General features: G+C 62.3%; 18 protein-coding genes. 6 read left to right on the top strand and 12 right to left on the bottom strand.

The window, feature by feature from the left end:
• Nucleotides 1–8 precede the first annotated feature (8 nt).
• The 4 genes from RHP75_RS01155 to RHP75_RS01140 all read right to left on the bottom strand — a co-directional run bounded on the left by RHP75_RS01155 (nt 9) and on the right by RHP75_RS01140 (nt 3,858).
• The gene (locus RHP75_RS01155; RefSeq protein WP_311090106.1) at nt 9–356 is read right to left on the bottom strand and encodes a NirD/YgiW/YdeI family stress tolerance protein; all 348 of its coding nucleotides are present in this window, start codon (nt 354–356) and stop codon (nt 9–11) included.
• An 84-nt stretch (nt 357–440) separates the two neighbouring features.
• Nucleotides 441–1,376, bottom strand: a complete 936-nt coding sequence (locus RHP75_RS01150; protein WP_311090105.1) for an SdiA-regulated domain-containing protein — start codon at nt 1,374–1,376, stop codon at nt 441–443.
• A gap of 150 nt (nt 1,377–1,526) precedes the next feature.
• The gene (locus RHP75_RS01145; protein ID WP_311090104.1) at nt 1,527–2,192 is read right to left on the bottom strand and encodes a fumarylacetoacetate hydrolase family protein; all 666 of its coding nucleotides are present in this window, start codon (nt 2,190–2,192) and stop codon (nt 1,527–1,529) included.
• A gap of 271 nt (nt 2,193–2,463) precedes the next feature.
• Nucleotides 2,464–3,858, bottom strand: a complete 1,395-nt coding sequence (locus tag RHP75_RS01140; RefSeq protein ID WP_311090103.1) for an FAD-binding oxidoreductase — start codon at nt 3,856–3,858, stop codon at nt 2,464–2,466.
• Between the two features lie 185 nt (nt 3,859–4,043).
• On the opposite strand from RHP75_RS01140, the gene serA reads away from it, so the two are divergent.
• Nucleotides 4,044–5,273 (top strand): phosphoglycerate dehydrogenase, encoded by a 1,230-nt coding sequence (gene serA / locus RHP75_RS01135; protein WP_167146271.1) that lies wholly within the window; start codon nt 4,044–4,046, stop codon nt 5,271–5,273.
• Between the two features lie 136 nt (nt 5,274–5,409).
• Here the strand turns inward: serA and RHP75_RS01130 are convergent, their stop codons facing one another.
• A complete protein-coding gene (locus tag RHP75_RS01130; protein ID WP_311090102.1) occupies nt 5,410–5,898 on the bottom strand; it encodes a DUF523 domain-containing protein in 489 nt (162 codons plus the stop codon).
• A 221-nt stretch (nt 5,899–6,119) separates the two neighbouring features.
• Here RHP75_RS01130 and RHP75_RS01125 point away from each other — a divergent pair, with 221 nt between their 5' ends.
• The gene (locus RHP75_RS01125; RefSeq protein ID WP_374529349.1) at nt 6,120–6,677 is read left to right on the top strand and encodes a DUF6160 family protein; all 558 of its coding nucleotides are present in this window, start codon (nt 6,120–6,122) and stop codon (nt 6,675–6,677) included.
• Between the two features lie 6 nt (nt 6,678–6,683).
• Here the strand turns inward: RHP75_RS01125 and RHP75_RS01120 are convergent, their stop codons facing one another.
• Entirely contained in the window at nt 6,684–7,307 is a 624-nt protein-coding gene (locus RHP75_RS01120) for a 2OG-Fe(II) oxygenase (RefSeq protein ID WP_311090101.1), read from the bottom strand.
• 84 nt (nt 7,308–7,391) lie between these two features.
• On the opposite strand from RHP75_RS01120, the gene RHP75_RS01115 reads away from it, so the two are divergent.
• A complete protein-coding gene (locus RHP75_RS01115; protein ID WP_311090100.1) occupies nt 7,392–8,159 on the top strand; it encodes a hypothetical protein in 768 nt (255 codons plus the stop codon).
• Here the strand turns inward: RHP75_RS01115 and RHP75_RS01110 are convergent, their stop codons facing one another.
• A complete protein-coding gene (locus RHP75_RS01110) occupies nt 8,160–9,092 on the bottom strand; it encodes an alpha/beta hydrolase (protein ID WP_311090099.1) in 933 nt (310 codons plus the stop codon).
• An 85-nt stretch (nt 9,093–9,177) separates the two neighbouring features.
• Here RHP75_RS01110 and RHP75_RS01105 point away from each other — a divergent pair, with 85 nt between their 5' ends.
• Nucleotides 9,178–9,786: a DUF6436 domain-containing protein gene (locus tag RHP75_RS01105; RefSeq protein ID WP_311090098.1), complete on the top strand. Its 609-nt coding sequence runs from the start codon at nt 9,178–9,180 to the stop codon at nt 9,784–9,786.
• On the opposite strand, the gene RHP75_RS01100 is transcribed toward RHP75_RS01105, so the two are convergent.
• A complete protein-coding gene (locus RHP75_RS01100) occupies nt 9,787–10,572 on the bottom strand; it encodes a transporter substrate-binding domain-containing protein (protein WP_311090097.1) in 786 nt (261 codons plus the stop codon). It lies immediately after the preceding gene.
• Between the two features lie 34 nt (nt 10,573–10,606).
• Nucleotides 10,607–11,659 (bottom strand): AraC family transcriptional regulator, encoded by a 1,053-nt coding sequence (locus tag RHP75_RS01095; RefSeq protein ID WP_311090096.1) that lies wholly within the window; start codon nt 11,657–11,659, stop codon nt 10,607–10,609.
• A 206-nt stretch (nt 11,660–11,865) separates the two neighbouring features.
• Here RHP75_RS01095 and RHP75_RS01090 point away from each other — a divergent pair, with 206 nt between their 5' ends.
• Entirely contained in the window at nt 11,866–14,241 is a 2,376-nt protein-coding gene (locus RHP75_RS01090; RefSeq protein WP_311090095.1) for a penicillin acylase family protein, read from the top strand.
• Nucleotides 14,242–14,257: 16 nt separating this feature from the next.
• Entirely contained in the window at nt 14,258–15,742 is a 1,485-nt protein-coding gene (locus RHP75_RS01085; RefSeq protein ID WP_311090094.1) for a M20 family peptidase, read from the top strand.
• A gap of 100 nt (nt 15,743–15,842) precedes the next feature.
• Here the strand turns inward: RHP75_RS01085 and RHP75_RS01080 are convergent, their stop codons facing one another.
• Genes RHP75_RS01080 through RHP75_RS01070 form a run of 3 tightly spaced genes read right to left on the bottom strand, consistent with a single transcriptional unit; the run spans nt 15,843 to nt 17,392 of the window.
• Entirely contained in the window at nt 15,843–16,436 is a 594-nt protein-coding gene (locus tag RHP75_RS01080) for an SCO family protein (protein WP_311090093.1), read from the bottom strand.
• Complete coding sequence (locus tag RHP75_RS01075) at nt 16,429–16,830, bottom strand: hypothetical protein (RefSeq protein ID WP_311090092.1); 402 nt, start codon at nt 16,828–16,830, stop codon at nt 16,429–16,431. Before RHP75_RS01075 ends, RHP75_RS01080 begins: the two co-directional genes overlap by 8 nt.
• Nucleotides 16,823–17,392, bottom strand: a complete 570-nt coding sequence (locus RHP75_RS01070; RefSeq protein WP_311090091.1) for a hypothetical protein — start codon at nt 17,390–17,392, stop codon at nt 16,823–16,825. Before RHP75_RS01070 ends, RHP75_RS01075 begins: the two co-directional genes overlap by 8 nt.
• Between the last annotated feature and the right edge of the window lie 79 nt (nt 17,393–17,471).

Genomic DNA, 17,471 nt, shown 5'->3' with positions numbered 1-17,471 from the left:
GGGGCGACTTACTTGACCAGCTCGAGGTACTCGACATCAATTTCGCGGCTGGTCAGGTCACGGTCGACTTCACCACTGATCTTGACCACGGCCTTTTCGGAAATGGCCTGAGCGGGCCAATGCTCATCGTCGATCTCGACATTGATGGTGCCGCTGGCGTCCTTGAACTCATACAACTCATCCTGCAGGCGCTTGACGATCTGCCCTTGCAGTACCACCTGGGTGTCATCGGCAGCATCCAGCGCTGCAGCCACGGTGGTGACCTGAGCAGTGGCGCCTGGACCGGTGTAACCGGTGGCCATTGCAGCAGTGGAGAACAGTGGAGCCAGCAGCAGAGCCAAGGTGAAACGCTTCATGGGGTAACCCTCTAATCAGTTAAGTGATGGAGCCAGAGTAGAGGGCGTAGCTGAAGCCAGGCTTAATCGATGCTTAAGCCAAGCTTAATCCGCGACAGTGGACTGTTCGGCCACCGGTTCCTTACGCAGGACGTAGAACAGATTGGGTTCACTGACGATATAGATATTGCCGGCCGTATCCATGGTCACCCCTTCGGCCTGTTCAATGCCGCCACGCAGGCCATTCATACCGCGACTCAGACTGATAAAGCTGACCGGTTCGCCCTGCTCGTCCACTTCCAGCAGCAGGCGCGACTCATCCGAAAGCACCAAGGCATGGCCCGTGCGGGCGTCGTAGGTCAGTGAGGAAATATCGCGCAAAAACAGGTGCCCGGAACTCATCGGCTGGAGAACGCCAGTGGCACCGTCTTCGCCCGGAAACGGCAGGCTGAACAGCCCCAGCGGCCCACGCTCCTTGCCCAGCAGCACACGCTCGTTGCGCGAGTCCCAGGCAATGCCTTCGAAGCCCTTGTTACCGGCATCGATAAAGCCGAGATCGAAGGACGCCAGATCGGCAAACTCCAGACTGCGGGTCAGCGCGCCCAGTTTGAAAGTGGTCAGGGTGCGCTTGCGCTCATCGATAATCGCCAGGCGACCATCGGCGAGCATCTCCACCCCCTCGGGGTTGGCAAAGCCAAGCAGGTCGATACGCCGCATCACCTGACCATCCAGGGTCAGCTCGATCAGCTGCGGGTGTTTACCGGTTACGGTGAACAGCGTGTCGCTATCGGGGCTGTAGGTCAGCCCGGACACCTCGTCACCCTCTAGGCCCTGCAGCGGCTTGCCCTGCAGCACCGCTCGATAACCCGGCAGCCAGATGCTCTGTTGCTGCTCGATAGCACTTACCTGCTGTTCCTCTGCCCAGAAGGACAAACGGTCATCCCAGTGGCGATAGTTCATCACCAAAGCGCCAACCAGCAACAGGAACAGCAGCACAATTAGCCAGCGCAGACGCACCAGCCGAGCAATCCAGATCGACATCGCACACAACTCATCAGAACGATGGCTATCAGACTAGAGAGCAACCCTTAAGTTTCTGTTAAGCCGCCGGGCCAGCAGGCACCTCCAGGTGCCCATCAGCCAAGCCTGACGACTCAAAACGTGGTTCACAGGTAGTTTTTCAACGACCTGTTAGAGCGCGCGGCTGGCAAAGCGGCTATGACCGACCAGTTCCAGCACCAGCTCATCGCCCTTGTGCAGCGGACCGACACCCACTGGCGTACCAGTGAGGATCACATCACCCGGCTGCAGGCTGAAGTGGCCGCAGATGTGCTGGATCATCGGCAGGATTGGGTTGAGCATGTCGCGGCTATTGCCGTCCTGACGCACTTCACCGTTGATCGCCAGACGAATGCCGATATCAGTGAGGTCTTCGACTGCATCGCCAGGCACGAACGGCGCCAGCACGCAGGCACCGTCGAAAGATTTGGCGGTTTCCCAGGGGTAACCCTTGGCCTTGAGCGTGGCCTGCAGGTCGCGCAGGGTCAGGTCCAACGCCGGGGCGAAGCCGGAGATGGCATCGCGCACTTCTTCAGCGTTCGGCGTGCGCGACAGCGGCTTGCCAATCAGTACGGCGATTTCCGCTTCGTAATGCACATCACCCTTACCCTCCACCAGGGTAAAACCGTCATCCAGCGGCACCACACAGCTGCCCGCCTTGATAAACAGCAGCGGCTCGGTCGGCACCGGGTTGTTCAGTTCTTTGGCATGCTCGGCGTAGTTACGGCCGATGCACACCACCTTGCCCATGGGAAAGTGGATATGGGTGCCATCGACATACTGATGCTGGTAGCTCATAAGCAACTCCTGATGGGAATGCATGACGCCGCTCGTTGTGCGAGCAGACGGCGTAGAGCGGTAGCCCCGCCCTACGCCCTGAATCGTTGATCGCCCATGGTGGACGACCTTTCACGGGCTGTCGTTTCGACTAAAGACTTAATCAGCTTGCTGAAAGCGTTGCGAGCGAAGGCCAGGCAAGGCGGCGGAGTCGGGAAAAAGCGGAGTTGGCTTGTGCCAATGAGCATTTTTCCTGACTTCGCCAACGCAGCATGACCGAGCGCAGCAGCTTTCAGAGCGGGAAGATCTTGCCTGGGTTCATAATCCCGTTCGGATCGAATACCTGCTTGATCGCTTTCATATAGCCAATCTCGGCTTCCGAACGGCTGTAGGTCAGGTAATCGCGCTTGGTCATACCCACGCCGTGTTCAGCGCTGATTGAGCCGTTGTACTTCTGCACGGTCTCGAACACCCACTTGTTGACGGTGGCGCACTTGGCGAAGAACTCGTCCTTGGACAGGTTCTCTGGCTTGAGGATATTCAGGTGCAGGTTGCCATCACCGATATGGCCAAACCAAACGATTTCGAAGTCCGGGTAGTGTTCGCCGACGATGCGGTCGATGTCGTGCAGGAAAGCCGGCACCTTGGAGACGGTAACCGAAATATCGTTCTTGTACGGCGTCCAGTGGCTGATGGTTTCCGAGATGTACTCGCGCAGCTTCCACAGGTTCTGCAGTTGCTGCTCGCTCTGGCTCATCACACCATCCAGCACCCAGCCCTGCTCGACGCAATGTTCGAAGGTGGCCAGAGCCGCCTCGGCGACTTCCTCGGTGGTGGCTTCGAATTCCAGCAGGGCGTAGAACGGGCAATCGGTTTCAAAGGCCGGCGGCACGTCACCACGGGCCATGATTTTGGCCAGGGCCTTATCGGAGAAGAACTCGAACGCAGTCAGGTCAAGCTTGTTCTGAAAGGCATGCAGCACCGGCATGATCGAGTCGAAGTCCGGGGTGCCGAGCACCATGGCGGTGAGGTTCTTTGGCGCACGATCCAGGCGCATGGTGGCCTCGACGACGAAGCCCAGGGTGCCTTCAGCGCCGATAAACAGCTGACGCATGTCGTAGCCGGTGGCGTTCTTGATCAGGTCCTTGTTCAGCTCCAGCAACTCACCAGTGCCGGTGACGACCTTCAGCCCGGCCACCCAGTTGCGGGTCATGCCGTAGCGAATCACCTTGATGCCGCCGGCATTGGTGCCGATATTGCCGCCAATCTGGCTGGAGCCGGCCGAGGCGAAGTCCACCGGGTAATACAGGCCCTTGTCCTCGGCGAACATCTGCAGCTGCTTGGTCACCACGCCCGGCTGACACACGGCGGTGCGGTCAAATTCGTTGAAGTCGAGAATCTGGTTCATATAGTCGAAGGCCACGACCACTTCACCATTGGCTGCCACCGCGCCGGCGGACAAGCCGGTACGGCCACCGGACGGCACCAGCGCGACCTTGTGCTGATTGGCCCAACGCACGATGGCCTGGACCTGCTCGATGCTCTTGGGGAAGGCAATTGCCAGCGGCGCTGGGGCGAAGTGCTTGGTCCAGTCCTTGCCGTAGGCGTTGAGGGAATCGGCATCGGTGAGCACTTTGCCGGGCTCAACCAGGGTCTTCAGCTCTTCGATCAGCGCAGGGTTGGTCATCTACGGAACTCTCAAACGATTCATGGTCACCCTGAGCACGCTTCATCTGCCAGGGTAGGTGTTTCGCGGGGCTCGTATGCTAGCATACGCACCCCGTGAATCGTGCCCCCGCGCCGATCTGCGGGCTGCGGCCGGCGGCGCTCGGCCTCTTCCCTGACACTATTTGTGGGACAACAGGTACTCCGATGAGCAAGACCTCTCTCGACAAGAGCAAGATCAAGTTCCTTCTTCTTGAAGGCGTCCACCAGAATGCAGTGGACACCCTGAAGGCCGCTGGTTACACCAACATCGAGTACCTCAAGGGCGCACTCTCCGACGACGAGCTGAAAGAAAAGATCGCCGACGCTCACTTTATTGGCATCCGCTCGCGCACCCAGCTGACCGCCGAAGTCTTTGACTGCGCCAAGCGCCTGGTAGCCGTGGGCTGCTTCTGCATCGGCACCAACCAGGTTGACCTCGACGCCGCCCGCGAGCGCGGTATCGCCGTTTTCAACGCCCCCTACTCGAACACCCGCTCGGTGGCCGAACTGGTACTGGCTCAAGCCATCCTGCTGCTGCGCGGCATCCCCGAGAAGAACGCCTCCTGCCACCGTGGCGGCTGGATCAAATCGGCGGCCAACTCCTTCGAAATCCGCGGCAAGAAGCTGGGTATCGTCGGTTACGGCTCGATCGGCACCCAGCTCTCGGTACTGGCCGAAGCCATGGGCATGCAGGTGTTCTTTTACGACACCGTGACCAAGCTACCGCTGGGCAACGCCACCCAGATCGCCAAGCTGCATGACCTGCTGGGCATGTGCGACATCGTGTCGCTGCACGTGCCTGAGCTGCCGTCCACCCAGTGGATGATCGGCGAGAAGGAAATCCGCGCGATGAAAAAGGGCGGCATCCTGATCAACGCTGCACGTGGCACCGTAGTTGAGCTGGATCATCTGGCAGCCGCGATCAAGGACGAGCACCTGATCGGCGCCGCCATCGACGTGTTCCCGGTCGAGCCGAAGTCCAACGACGAAGAGTTCGAAAGCCCGCTGCGTGGCCTGGATCGCGTGATCCTGACCCCGCATATCGGTGGTTCCACCGCCGAAGCCCAGGCCAACATCGGCCTGGAAGTGGCCGAGAAGCTGGTCAAGTACAGCGACAACGGTACCTCGGTGTCTTCGGTCAACTTCCCCGAAGTGGCCCTGCCGGCGCACCCGGGCAAGCACCGTCTGCTGCACATCCACGCCAACATCCCGGGCGTGATGAGCGAGATCAACAACGTGTTCGCCGAAAACGGCATCAACATCTCCGGCCAGTTCCTGCAGACCAACGATAAGGTCGGCTACGTGGTCATCGACGTCGACGCCGATTACTCCGATCTGGCGCTGGAGAAGCTGCAGCACGTTAAAGGCACCATCCGTAGCCGCGTTCTGTTCTAAGCGCTACCGCGATACGAAAAAGGGAAGCTTCGGCTTCCCTTTTTTATATGGCCTGCCATCCATGGCGGCCACCCTTCGGGCCGTCGCTACGCGACGTTAAAAATGGCTCCCGGCCATTTTTTGCACGCGGGGCTGACTATCCTTCCAGCTCTCGCAACGCCGCCTCCGCCGCCGCCAGCTCCTCTTCGCTAAACACCTGCACACCAGCACGCCGCAAGGCCGCTGCAGTCACCCCTTCACCAGCGACGCGGGTGCCGCTGAAGCTGCCGTCATAGTTCTCCCGGTTACCGCACGAAGGGCTGCGTGCCTTGAGCAGTGCCAGTCGGATGCCATGCTGCGCCACCAAGGCCAGAGCCTGCTGTGCGCCGTCAACAAAAGCCGCCGTGACATCCTCGCCATTCACCGTCAGCACAGGCAATTTCCCATCGAGTACTTTTGCCCCCTGACCGCCAGCTATTTCCGCTGGCGCGCGCGGAGTTGGCAGGCCGCCGGCGACTTCCGGGCACAGCGGCACAATGCGCCCCTCCTGCTGCCAGCGCTCCAGCAGACTGAACGGGCCATGGGCGCCGCCGTCATAACGTACGCGCTGACCCAACAGGCAACGGCTCACCAGAATCTTCTGCATCACTCACTCTCATTAGTCACCCGCCGTAACACCGTCAGGTTACTGCGCCTGCTGGCCGCCGATCAAAGGGACGGGCTGCCGAGCAGATTGCCAAGCACATCACGCCGGCAGCGCCATTCGCGCGCAATGCCGGCCTATCCTTCGGCGGGAAGCACCCTGACCTGATGGCGCGCGCGTCAGGCCAGGCACAGACTCTCGGCACTCTAGTCGAGGACACACCCATGCATCGCCCACTTCGCACCCTTGCCCTGTCACTCGCCGCCAGCCTTGCGGTCTGCACCCTGCCAAGCCAGGCGGCCCTGCTGCCGATGGACAACCAGAGCCTGAGCGAGATCAGCGGTCAGGCCGGTATCAGCATCCGTGCCGACGTGCTGGCGACGATCAACCGGATCAGCTGGAATGACGATGGCGGCAGCGCTTCGTTGCGCAATGTGAAAATCGACAACGGCTGTCTCACCCCCGCCAGCTGCCCGAACGGCTCTGGCGGCAGCTTCGCCTTCGGTGCGGCGCAGCTGGGCCTGACCCTGCCGATATTCGGCGTCAACCTGCCCACCCTGAAGATCGATGTGGTGACCAATGGCAGCGGTCAGCAACAACTGCAACTGACCCTGCCCGACCTCACCACCATCAACGAACAGTTGGTGGCCAGCGGCATCCCGGCGCAGCGCATTCGCGTACGAGTGGCGGCTGATATGTACGTCGGCGAAAGCCGTCTGGGCAGCATCGAAATGCGCGACATCACTGATCTGCGCGGGACATTCAAAGTCTGGGGCCACTGAGTAGCGTTACAGCGGCCCATTACCCCGACGGCGAAACCAGCCGGTCAGCGACAGTCGATCACGTCTGGCCGGCAAGACCTCATGGGGCATATCGGCAGACAGAAACAGCAGCAGGCTGCCCGCCTGCGGCAACACATCACGGGTCTCGCCGTTCGGCAGATACAAACGCAGCGCGCCGCCGTGCTCGGCCTGCCAATCCTCATTGAGATAGAACACCGCGGACACCGCACGACGATCATCATCGCGAAAGCGATCCACGTGCTTCTGGTAGAACGCACCCGGTGGATACAGGGCGAAATGCCCCTCGAAATCCTCCAGCCCCAGGTACAAGCCCTGGTTCAGCGCCAGCCGCAGCTCATCAAACGCCTGTAGATATTGATCACAGGCCTTGGCCTGACCGGCTTCCAGCCACTGAATATGATCGCCGCGAACCCCTTCGCGGATCTGCTGCTGCGCGCCACGGCCGACGCCGGCGGGGGCCAACGCACCTTGTGCGGCACGTTTACGGCACTCTTCGGCCAGTTCGAGGGTCAGAGAGGGGGCAATAAACTGCGGCTGTAGCGACCAACCCTGTTCGGCCAGGTCGTCAACGATGCGGGTCAGAAGTGCGCTGTGGGTATCGGTCGTCATGCCGGCGATTCTACCAGCGCCCTGCCGAGCCTCGACAAGCGTCAGCATGCCGCAGAAAATAGCCGCCCCTGAATGGAGTCCCGAATGCGCGCCCTTTCCGTTGTACTGACCCTGCTGCTTAGCCTGCCCGCCCTGGCTGACGATTACCTGCAGTTGTATCAGGCGGCCGGCTGGCCGCAACAGCGCATGCACTTCAGCGACGCCCTGCAGGCCGCCCAGGAACGCTACCGCAGCAGCCTGCCGCCGGCGGTGTATCAGGCGTTGGTAAACAACAGTAACCAGCGTTTTGCCGCTGCGGCGGTGGATCAACGTGCGCAACAGGGCATGCGCGACAACCTCAGCAACCCGGCCAGCGCGCTGCAGTTCTTCCAGTCGCCACTGGGACGCAAGATTGTCGATGCCGAGCTGCTCGCGACGCGCAGTGATCAACTGGCGCGCTACGCCAACGGCCTGCCACGCAGTGAAGCCAGCGCCACCCGCCGCCTGCTGATTCGCCACCTGGCCCAGGCGCTACCGGCGCGGGAAGCCGGTGCCGAAGTCAGCCTGGCGCTAGCCGGTGTGGCCGCCGACAGCCTCAGCCAGATGCTCCCAGGCCTGCTCGGTGGCGACAGCGCCCAGGCCATGCTCAATGGCCAGCGCCAGCGCCTGATGGAGCAGATCGGTGCGGATCTGGATAACACCCTGCTGCACGTCTACCGCGAGCTGAGCGATCCGGAGCTGGAAGAGTTTGTCAGCTTTGCCCAGTCAGAAAGCGGCAAGAGCTACTACCAGGCGGCGCTGGCCGCCATCCGCAGTGGCTTGGCAGTTGGCCAGAGCAGCGCCAGTCTGGCTCCTGCTCCACGCGGTATCTGATTAACTCAACCGCTGGCTGAGAAACTCGAAATAGCGCTGGCGCAAGGCTGGCGCTTCGTTGGCCAGGTGGTGCCGCGCTTCGGGCAGACGCAAAATCTGCGGCGCAGCAAACTTGTCCTGCAGCACCTGAAGGTTGTGCTGCCAGGCCACCGTCATGTCGGCTTCTCCCTGAATGATCAACGGGCTGCGTGTACTGCGTGGCGCGACTTCGATATGTGGCACCCACTGGCTGAGTGCACCCACCCAGGCGGTTGGCAGGTTGCGTGGCTGCAACGGGTCCTGGTGATGAACGAAGTCGATAAACTCGGCATCGCTGGAATTGACGCTGAAACGCCGGGGAATCTCGCTGACAAAGCGCTTCATGATGCGGTAACTGAACTGCGACCAGCCCCACGCACGCGGCCGCACCAGCGGCGCCAGCAGAATGGTTTCACCGATTGCCGCGCCAGGGCTGCCGGTCAGCAGGTAGTCGATCAGAATCGCCCCGCCGGTGCTTTGTCCGCACAGGTGCCAGGGCTGCGGCAGCTCTAGCGCAGCCGCCTCAGCCAACACCGCCTGCAACACCGCTTGATACTCGCTGAACGCACCGATGCTGGCGCGCGCACCGCTGGACAGGCCGTGCCCAGGCAGGTCGAAAGCCAGCACCGCAAAGCCCATACCCAGCGCCCACTGGATTACATGGCGATACAGGCCAACGTGATCGTAATAGCCATGCAGCAGCACCAGCGTGGCGCGCGGCTGCTCCGGCCACCAGGCCTGTACAGCGATCTGGTAGCCCGCAGCCTGCAGCGTGCCCATACGACTGCGTGCCGCCCAGGTGTCGCTGAAACCGTAGAACTGCCGGTAGGCCTGCTCGCCCGCAGACAGGTCAACGGCTGCGGCCAAGGGTCGCAGACTGGCAAGCAGGCTTTCCGGCTGAAACGGCTCAGGCATTGGCTTTCCATCATTCATGCGGGGGAAGTTCCGGCCATCCGGGCCGACGTCATCAGGTTGCGGATATTCTGCTGTCGCGCCAGTCATGGCAAGCTGCGCGCCTGTTCAGCGAAAACTCATCATGACTCGACCCACGCGCAAGACCCTGCTCGCCAGCCTGCTGATTCTGTTCTGGGCCGCCGCCATGCTGGCCGCCTACAGGTGGTATGAAGCGCGCTACCTGCGCAGCTTCAACGAGCAGACCGCGCTGTTCTACGGCGAGCAGCTGCGCCTGCCAGCTGAGCTGGCCGGTCCCGGACCGATCCGTCTGGTGCACTTCTGGGACCCGGCCTGCCCGTGCAATGTCGGTAACCAGCAACACCTGGCCGAGCTGATCGAACGCTTCGCCTCCCAGGGCGTGAACTTCTATGCCGTGCAAAAACCTGGCAGCAGCGGCCAACTGCCCAGCACCCTGAGCGCCCTACAACCGCTGCCTGAGCTGACGGGCAGTGCGCAAATCCCCGCCAGCCCGGCGGTGGCGATCTGGGATCGCAATGGTCAGCTGGCCTACTTCGGCCCCTACAGCGAAGGCGCCGTGTGCACCTCCAGCAACAGCTTTATCGAGCCGATTCTGGATGCGCTGATTGCCGAACGCCCGGTCAACGCCAGCAATACCCTGGCGGTGGGCTGTTTCTGTGACTGGCAGAGCCACTGACTATCTCAGGCCATCCGGGGTAAAGCGCTGAAATATCTGCTGCGCCTCACCACTGGCCTGCAACTGTTCGAGCTGCCGATCAAATTCTCTGACCAGACTTTCACCGCGCGGCGAGCCCTTGCTGACCAGTAGAAAGAACGCCTTACTGGCGACCAGTGGCACATGGCGCAGCTGCTCATGGCCCTGATAGATACCCAACGCCAAACCGCCATACAACGGCTCGATCTCACTGGGGAAAAAGTCGCAACGCTGACGCTGCAACATGTCCAGATTCTGCTGGATGCTAGGGAAACGCTTGATCGGCTCACCCACACCGTAGGGCTGGTAGTTGTAGCCGATTACTCCGCACACCCGGTAGGGCTGCAGGTTCTGCAGCAAGGCTGGCAGCGGCACTTCGGCAAAGCGCTGGGCGGAGTAGAACAGCCCGAGACGCGTTTCATACAGCTGCGCGCTGTAATAGGCATAGGCGGCGCGCTCGGCGTTGTAGCTGGCATCCCAGGTCAGCTCGCAGCGGCCCTTTTCAGCGAAGTCCGCCAGTTCCTGCTGCACCCGCGCCCAGGGCATGTAGTGCACGTCATAAGGCAACTGCAAACGCTGCAGAATCTCCAGCACCAGGGTACTTGCCGAACCCGTCAGACGGCTGCGGTCCACCTCGCCATCGCTGCGCTGCCAATAGGTGTAGGGCGGCCACTCGTTGCTGTCGCCCAGGCAGATCTGCACTGGCGGCGCGGCCAGGCAGGGCATCATCATCAGCGCCAATACTCCACTCGCCATCATTCGCCACATAACCGCTACCTCTGGCCTGTGTAGAAAGGCTAGATCAGTCTGACGCCGTTATGCCCACAACCGACTGTCGGCGAAAGCCCACTGGCGTCGCGCCCTGCCAGCGCTTGAACGCGCGGTAGAACGGCGACAGCTCGGCAAAGCCGCAGGCGCGCGCCACTTCACGGATGGCCAGGCCGCTGTCGAGCAGGGTCTGTGCACGCAGGCGACGCACTTCATCATGCAGCTGGCGAAAACTCTGCTGCTGTTCGGTCAACGCCCGCTGCAGCCCGCTGACGCTATAACCCAGCGCGGTGGCGCAGCGCGGCAGGTCGCACAGCTGCACACCCAGGTTGACCTCCAGCCAGTAGCGCACGCGATTGAGCAGCTGGTTTTCTTCCAGCTCGGCCAGCTCCACTTCCGCCTGTGCCCAGAGCACCGCGAACAGCCGCGGGTTGGCGCTGCGCGAGGGCCGGCTGAGCCAGGCGCGCGGGAAGATCAGCGCATCATGCGCCTGGGCAAAGCGCGGCAGCAGGCCAAACAGCCGGCGATGCTCACTCAGCCGACGTGGGGCCGGGTGGCGAAACTCCACAGCGTCGAGCGCAAAGCCGCCGTCGTTGACGCTGGCGAGCATCTTCTGCAGCAACAGCGCCAGGCACTCCATCTGCTGGCGCAACGAGCCGACGCCACGGTAATTGAGGTCGAAGATCAGGCGCGCCTGCTCGCCTTCCAGCTCCAGGCGCACGGCAAATCCGCCGGAAAGGATGTGCTGAAAGCGCACAAAACTCTCCAGCGCCTGGCCCAGATCGCGGCTGGCCAGCAGCAGGTAACCCACCACATCCATCGGCCGTGGTTGCATCCGCTCGCCCAGGTGCAGGCCGATATCGTCATCACCACTGATGCCGGCCAGCGCACCCCAGAAGCGCGGCGCATTGTCGTGGTCCTCACGGGCATTGAGCAGCGGCGGCGCCAGCACCACGCCCTGATAGGCCTGGCGATAGGTGTCGGTTGGGTCCAGGCCCAGCGCTGCCAGGGCCTCATAAAGCAGGCGGCGCAGGGTAGAGGAATGGGTCAGCGCGCTGGCGATGCTGTTGTGCGGATCGTGTTGCATAAAGGCCTCTCGGATTGACCAAAGACTTTCACTATTGCGCCATTTGGTCAATGCCGGACCACGCAGCAGCCCGCACAATGGCAGGGCTGATAAGCAGGCTGTGTAATGCCAATAACAGGACGGCTCGTTGGGCTTCGCTGCGCTCAACGCCAACCTACGCGTGTTGTCCGGCGCAGCCTGATAAAACCAATAACAAGGATTCCCAGATGAAACGCACCCTGACTGCCCTTGCCCTGATTGTGGCCGCCAGCGCCGCCGGCGCTTACTGGTATATCGACAGCAAGCAGCCGCAACGCGCCGGCGAGCTGGCACTGAGCGGCTTGCAAGCGCCGGTCACGGTGGATTACGACGAGCGCGGTGTGCCGCATATCCAGGCACAGAACGAAGCCGATATGTACCGCGCGCTGGGCTATGTGCATGCACAGGACCGTCTGTTTCAGATGGAAATCCTCCGCCGCCTGGCCCGTGGCGAGCTGGCCGAGGTGCTCGGCAGCAAACTGGTCGACACCGACCGCCTGTTCCGCACCCTGGGCATCCGCGAACACGCCGACCGTTACGCCGCCAAGCTGGACCTGAATGCCCCGGCCAGCAAAGCGCTGCTGGCTTATCTGGATGGCGTCAACCAGTATCAGGCCAACCACCCGGCACCGATCGAGTTCGATGTGCTGGGCATTGAAAAACGCCCGTTCAATGTCGCCGACACCCTCAGCGTCGCCGGCTATATGGCCTACAGCTTTGCTGCCGCCTTCCGCACCGAGCCGGTGCTGACGCACATCCGCGATCAGCTGGGCGCCGATTACCTCAAGGCCTTTGACCTCGACTGGCACCCGCAGGGCGTGGTCGGTCAGCACCTCGCCGCTGGCGACTGGCAGGACCTCAATGCCATCGCCGAGCTGAGCCATGCCGCGCTGCTGGACGCCGGCCTGCCACAGTTCGAGGGCAGCAACGCCTGGGCGATCTCCGGCAGCCGCACCGCCAGCGGCAAGCCGCTGCTGGCCGGCGACCCGCATATCCGTTTTGCCGTGCCGTCGGTGTGGTACGAAGCCAACCTGAGTTACCCCGGTTTCAGCCTGTACGGCCATCACCAGGCGCTCAACCCGGTGGCCTCGCTGGGGCATAACAACGCTTTCGCCTGGAGCATCACCATGTTCCAGAACGACGACCTCGACCTGATCGCCGAGAAAACCAACCCGGACAACCCCAACCAGGTCTGGTATCGCGGTCAGTGGGTCGAGCTGCAAAGCCGTGAGGAGCTGATCAGCGTCAAGGATGCCGAACCGGTACGCCTGACCATCCGCCGCTCGCCGCACGGCCCGATCATCAACAGCGCCCTGGGTGAAACCGTCGGCAGCACGCCGATTGCCATGTGGTGGGCCTTCCTCGAGACCGAAAACCCGATCCTCGATGGCTTCTATCAGCTCAACCGCGCCGCCACGCTGGAGCAAGCCCGCGTCGCCGCCGAGCACATCGAAGCGCCGGGGCTGAATGTGGTGTGGGCCAACGCCACGGGCGATATCGGCTGGTGGGCGGCGGCGAAACTGCCGCGCCGCCCGGCCGGGGTGAACCCCAGCTTTATCCTCGATGGCAGTAACGGCGAGGCGGACAAAGACGGCTACTACCCGTTCAGCGCCAACCCGCAGGAGGAGAACCCCGCGCGCGGCTATATCCTCTCCGCCAACTACCAGCCCGTGTCACCGACCGGCATGGAAGTGCCGGGCTACTACAACCTGGCCGATCGCGGCCAGCGCCTGGACGAACGCCTGCGCGACGACAGCGTGAAGTGGGACGTGCACAACAGCCAGGCCCTGCAACTGGAGCCCGGCACTGGCTACCCGCAACGCCTACTCGCGCCGCTGGCGGATGATCTGCGGGCTGCCGCCACTGGCAGCGAAGAGCAGGCGCTGGTCGAGCAGCTGCTGAGCTGGGATGGCCAGCATCAGGTCGAGAACACCGCCGCCACATTGTTCAACCAGCTGGTTTACCAGTTGGCACGCGAAGCCATGGCCGATGAGCTGAGCGAAGTCTTCTTCGCCAACCTGCTGCAAACCCGCGTGCTCGACAGCGCCCTGCCGCGTCTGGCCGCCGATGCCAGTTCACCCTGGTGGGACAAGCGCGGCAGCGATGCCGTGGAAAGCCGCGCCGACACCGTCAAGGCCGCCTGGCAGGCCAGCCTCGCTCACCTGCGCAGCACCCTCGGTGAAGACAGCGCGAAATGGGCCTGGGGCAGCGCGCACACCCTCACCCACGGCCACCCGCTGGGCCAGCAGAAGCCGCTGGATAAACTGTTCAACGTTGGCGCCTTTGCCGCGCCGGGCGGCCATGAAACACCAAACAACCTCTCGCAACCGGTCGGCCCAGCGCCCTGGTCGGTGGTGTACGGCCCCTCGACCCGCCGCCTGATCGACCTGGCCGATGCCGGCAGCGCCCTGGGCATCAACCCGGTGGGCCAGAGCGGCGTGCTGTTTGATCAGCACTACAAGGACCAGGCCGAACGTTATATTCGTGGCGAATACGTGCCGATGCACCTGGATGCCGAGGCGATCAAAGCCAACAGCCGCAGCCAGCTGATCCTGCACCCATAAGCCAAGGAGAACGGCGATGAAACGTCTGGTACTGCTTTTACTGATCATCCTGCTCGGCCTGGTGGCCGTGGTGGTCGGCCGCACTTTGCTATTGCCGGCTGCCGCATACAACAGCGCGCCGGTCAGCCTGCCTGAAGGGCTGGATGGCCAACGCGCCGCCGAGAGCCTGGCGGCAGCGATTCGCCTGCCGACCCTGTCGCATCAGGTCGGCGCGCCGGCCAGCCAACTGGCGGCCAGCGATGCAGCATTTGTCGGCCTGCGCGAATGGCTGGTGCAGCGTTACCCACAGGTCACCGCCAGCACCGAGCCGCTCGCCACCGGCAGCCCGAGCATCCTGCTGCGCTGGCCGGGCAAGGATGCGCAATTGCCCGCTGCCCTGCTGATGGCACATCAGGATGTGGTGCCCGTCGCGCCTGGCACCGAAGAGCTGTGGACTCACCCACCATTCTCCGGGGCGATTGCAGATGGCTTTGTCTGGGGCCGTGGCGCCATCGACAGCAAAGGATCGATGGTGGCCATTCTCGAAGCGGTGGAAACCCTGATCGCCCAGGGCTTCCAGCCACAACGCGACGTGCTGCTGGCCTTCGGGCACGATGAAGAAATCGGCGGCCATCAGGGCAACCGGCGCATCGCCGCGCAGTTGCAGGAACAGGGCAAACGCCTGGCCTGGGTCAGCGATGAAGGCGGCTTTGTGGTGCGCGGGCAGATCCCCGGCGTCAGCCAGGATGTCGCCGTGGTCGGTATCGCGGAAAAGGGCTACGTCAGCCTGACCCTCACCGCCAGCGCCCAGGGTGGCCACTCCTCGCAGCCGCCAGCCTTTGCTGAAACCGCCATCGGCCGCTTGAGCCAGGCCCTGCAACGGGTCGGCGACGCACCCTTCCAGCGTGGTTTCGACGGCCCCACTGGCGACCTGCTGGCCAGCTTTACCCCGGCGCAAGCCTTCGGTTACCGGTTGATCTTCGCCAACCTCTGGCTGTTTGGCCCGCTGGTGGAACAACAACTGGCCGCCTCGCCAGCCGGTGCCGCGCAGCTGCAAACCTCGCTGTCGCCCACCCTGCTGCGCGCCGGCATCAAGGAAAACGTCCTGCCGCCCAGCGCCCGCGCCACCCTCAACCTGCGCATCCATCCGCGCGACAGCATCGACAGCGTGGCCGCCCACGTGCGCAATGCCGTGGCGGATGAGCAGATTCAGGTCAAAGTCATGCCCGGCGGGCGCGAGCCCTCGGCGGTATCCGATGTCAGGGGCGAGGCCTATCAGCAGTTCGCCGAGGTGATCCGCCAGAGCTTCAGCAACACCCTGGTCAGCCCCAACCTCACCGTCGGCGGCACCGACTCGCGTTACTACGAGCCGCTCACCGACAACGTCTTCCGCTTCAGCCCCCTGCTGATGGAGCGCGAAGACCTGCCACGCATGCACGGCACCAACGAGCGCGTGGCGATCGATACGTTGGCCAATGCCAGCGGCTTCTACTACCGGCTGCTGCAGAGCCTGGCGGACTGACTACCAGTGGCGCGCACCTCCGCCACATACCGCCTGGCGACACTGCGCAGAAGCGCCGCCAGACCAACGAGCAGCGGAACCTATTAGGCCCGCTGCTCGCTCAAAATCTTAAGCTCAGTTCTCTTGCCAGATGATCCGCAGCAAACCCCGGCCGAAAACGCCCAACGAAGCGGCCTTGCGGATCAATAATTGAGAAGGTCAGCGAATGAGCGACCGTATAGCCATCCGGCTCGGGTGAGACTGCAAACTGAATACCCAGCCTGCTGGCAAGCCGAAGCAATTGTTCCTCGCTGCCCGTCACGCCACGAAATGACGCGTCAAAGTGCCTGACAAACTGCCCCACCTCAGCCACCGAATCGCGCTGCGGATCAACCGAGACAAAGACAAAGGCAATCTCAGCGCCATCGCCCAGCTCGACTAAACGAGCAGCTAAGCCTGCCATCTGCGTCAACCCTGTCGGGCAGATATCCGGGCAGTGCATAAAGCCAAACAACACAATGCTCCAGCGCCCCCGCAAAGACTGATGGGTAAACGCCCCCCGATCAGACTCAAGCCTGAAGGACGCCAGGCTACGGGGTGCACTCAGCCATTCAATCGCTTGCGGCGCAGCCGGACGGGGGACGACAAAAGCGGCTACTGCGCCCAACAGCAGCCCCAAACCGAGCAGCAACAGAGCCAGTAGCGGCCTACCCATCGGCCCGCACCTTGCTGCTTGAGTAGAGCAGCCATAGCGCCAGCAAGGCGGGCAATGTCACGCCGGCAAAATCCTCTAGCAGCGATTCAGGCCCACAGATGCCAACCAGCACCTCCCATATGTGAAAGAGCGCATGGGCAACCAACCAGGCTGTCGGCAGTAACCACAACAGCAGGCGGTGGAGCCGGTAAATCGCCCCGTAGATAAACGCGATGCCGATCAGCAGGTAGATCATGCCGATGTCGCGCAGGAAGTGCTGGTTGAAAGGCCCTCGATCCGGCACACCTGGCACCAGCCAGTACCAGGTCTCAGGCGCCAATGTCATAAAGACGCCATTGCCCATGGCCGCCAGACCCAGCAGCAAGGCCAGCGCTGTGCTGCTCGCGTTAGACACCTCTTGCCTCCTCAGCCAGAGCAGGCTCACGGTTAGGCGTCAGGAACGACTCATTGACCTGAATCCGGCTGCAAGCCTTGCCGTAACCCAGGGCGTATTTCAGCGCGGGATAGACCCGGTATGAGCTGATGGCAAAACCAATGGCAATCAGTCCCTTGTCACCCCACAGCGCGCGAATCTGCTCACGCAGTTCATCGGCTTCGGGGTTGTGCGCCAACACCTGTTCTGTAAAGCACACCACCAACGCAAGCTCTGCAGGGAGGTGCTGCAAATCCCGATCAATCAGTGCGCGTACCAGTGCGGGATCAAGCCCCGCCTCCAGGGCCATGTTGACCACCAGCTGCGTACAGGGCCCGCAATCATCCCAAATAATCGCGCGCACTCTTGCGGCATACAGCGGCCCAATGGGTAATTTACCCGCATGCGCAGACATGGTTTGCAAGCCCATAAACTTCAGAAACGCACCCAGGTCAGCCTGCAGAACATCCTGCTGATAACCTACGTCGTAGTTATAACGGCGTTTAAACGCCAGCAACATTTTATTAAGCGCATAACGAATCACTTCAAACACCTCATTGAGTTGAATAGTAACTGTGAGTTAAATGAATCACTAAAAACGAGTCATTAACGCAAGCGAAATT

The organism is Pseudomonas sp. SG20056, from assembly GCF_031764535.1.
Classification (GTDB): Bacteria; Pseudomonadota; Gammaproteobacteria; order Pseudomonadales; family Pseudomonadaceae; genus Aquipseudomonas.
The sequence above is the reverse complement of the archived record's forward strand: the minus strand, read 5'-3'. Positions and strand labels throughout refer to the sequence as shown.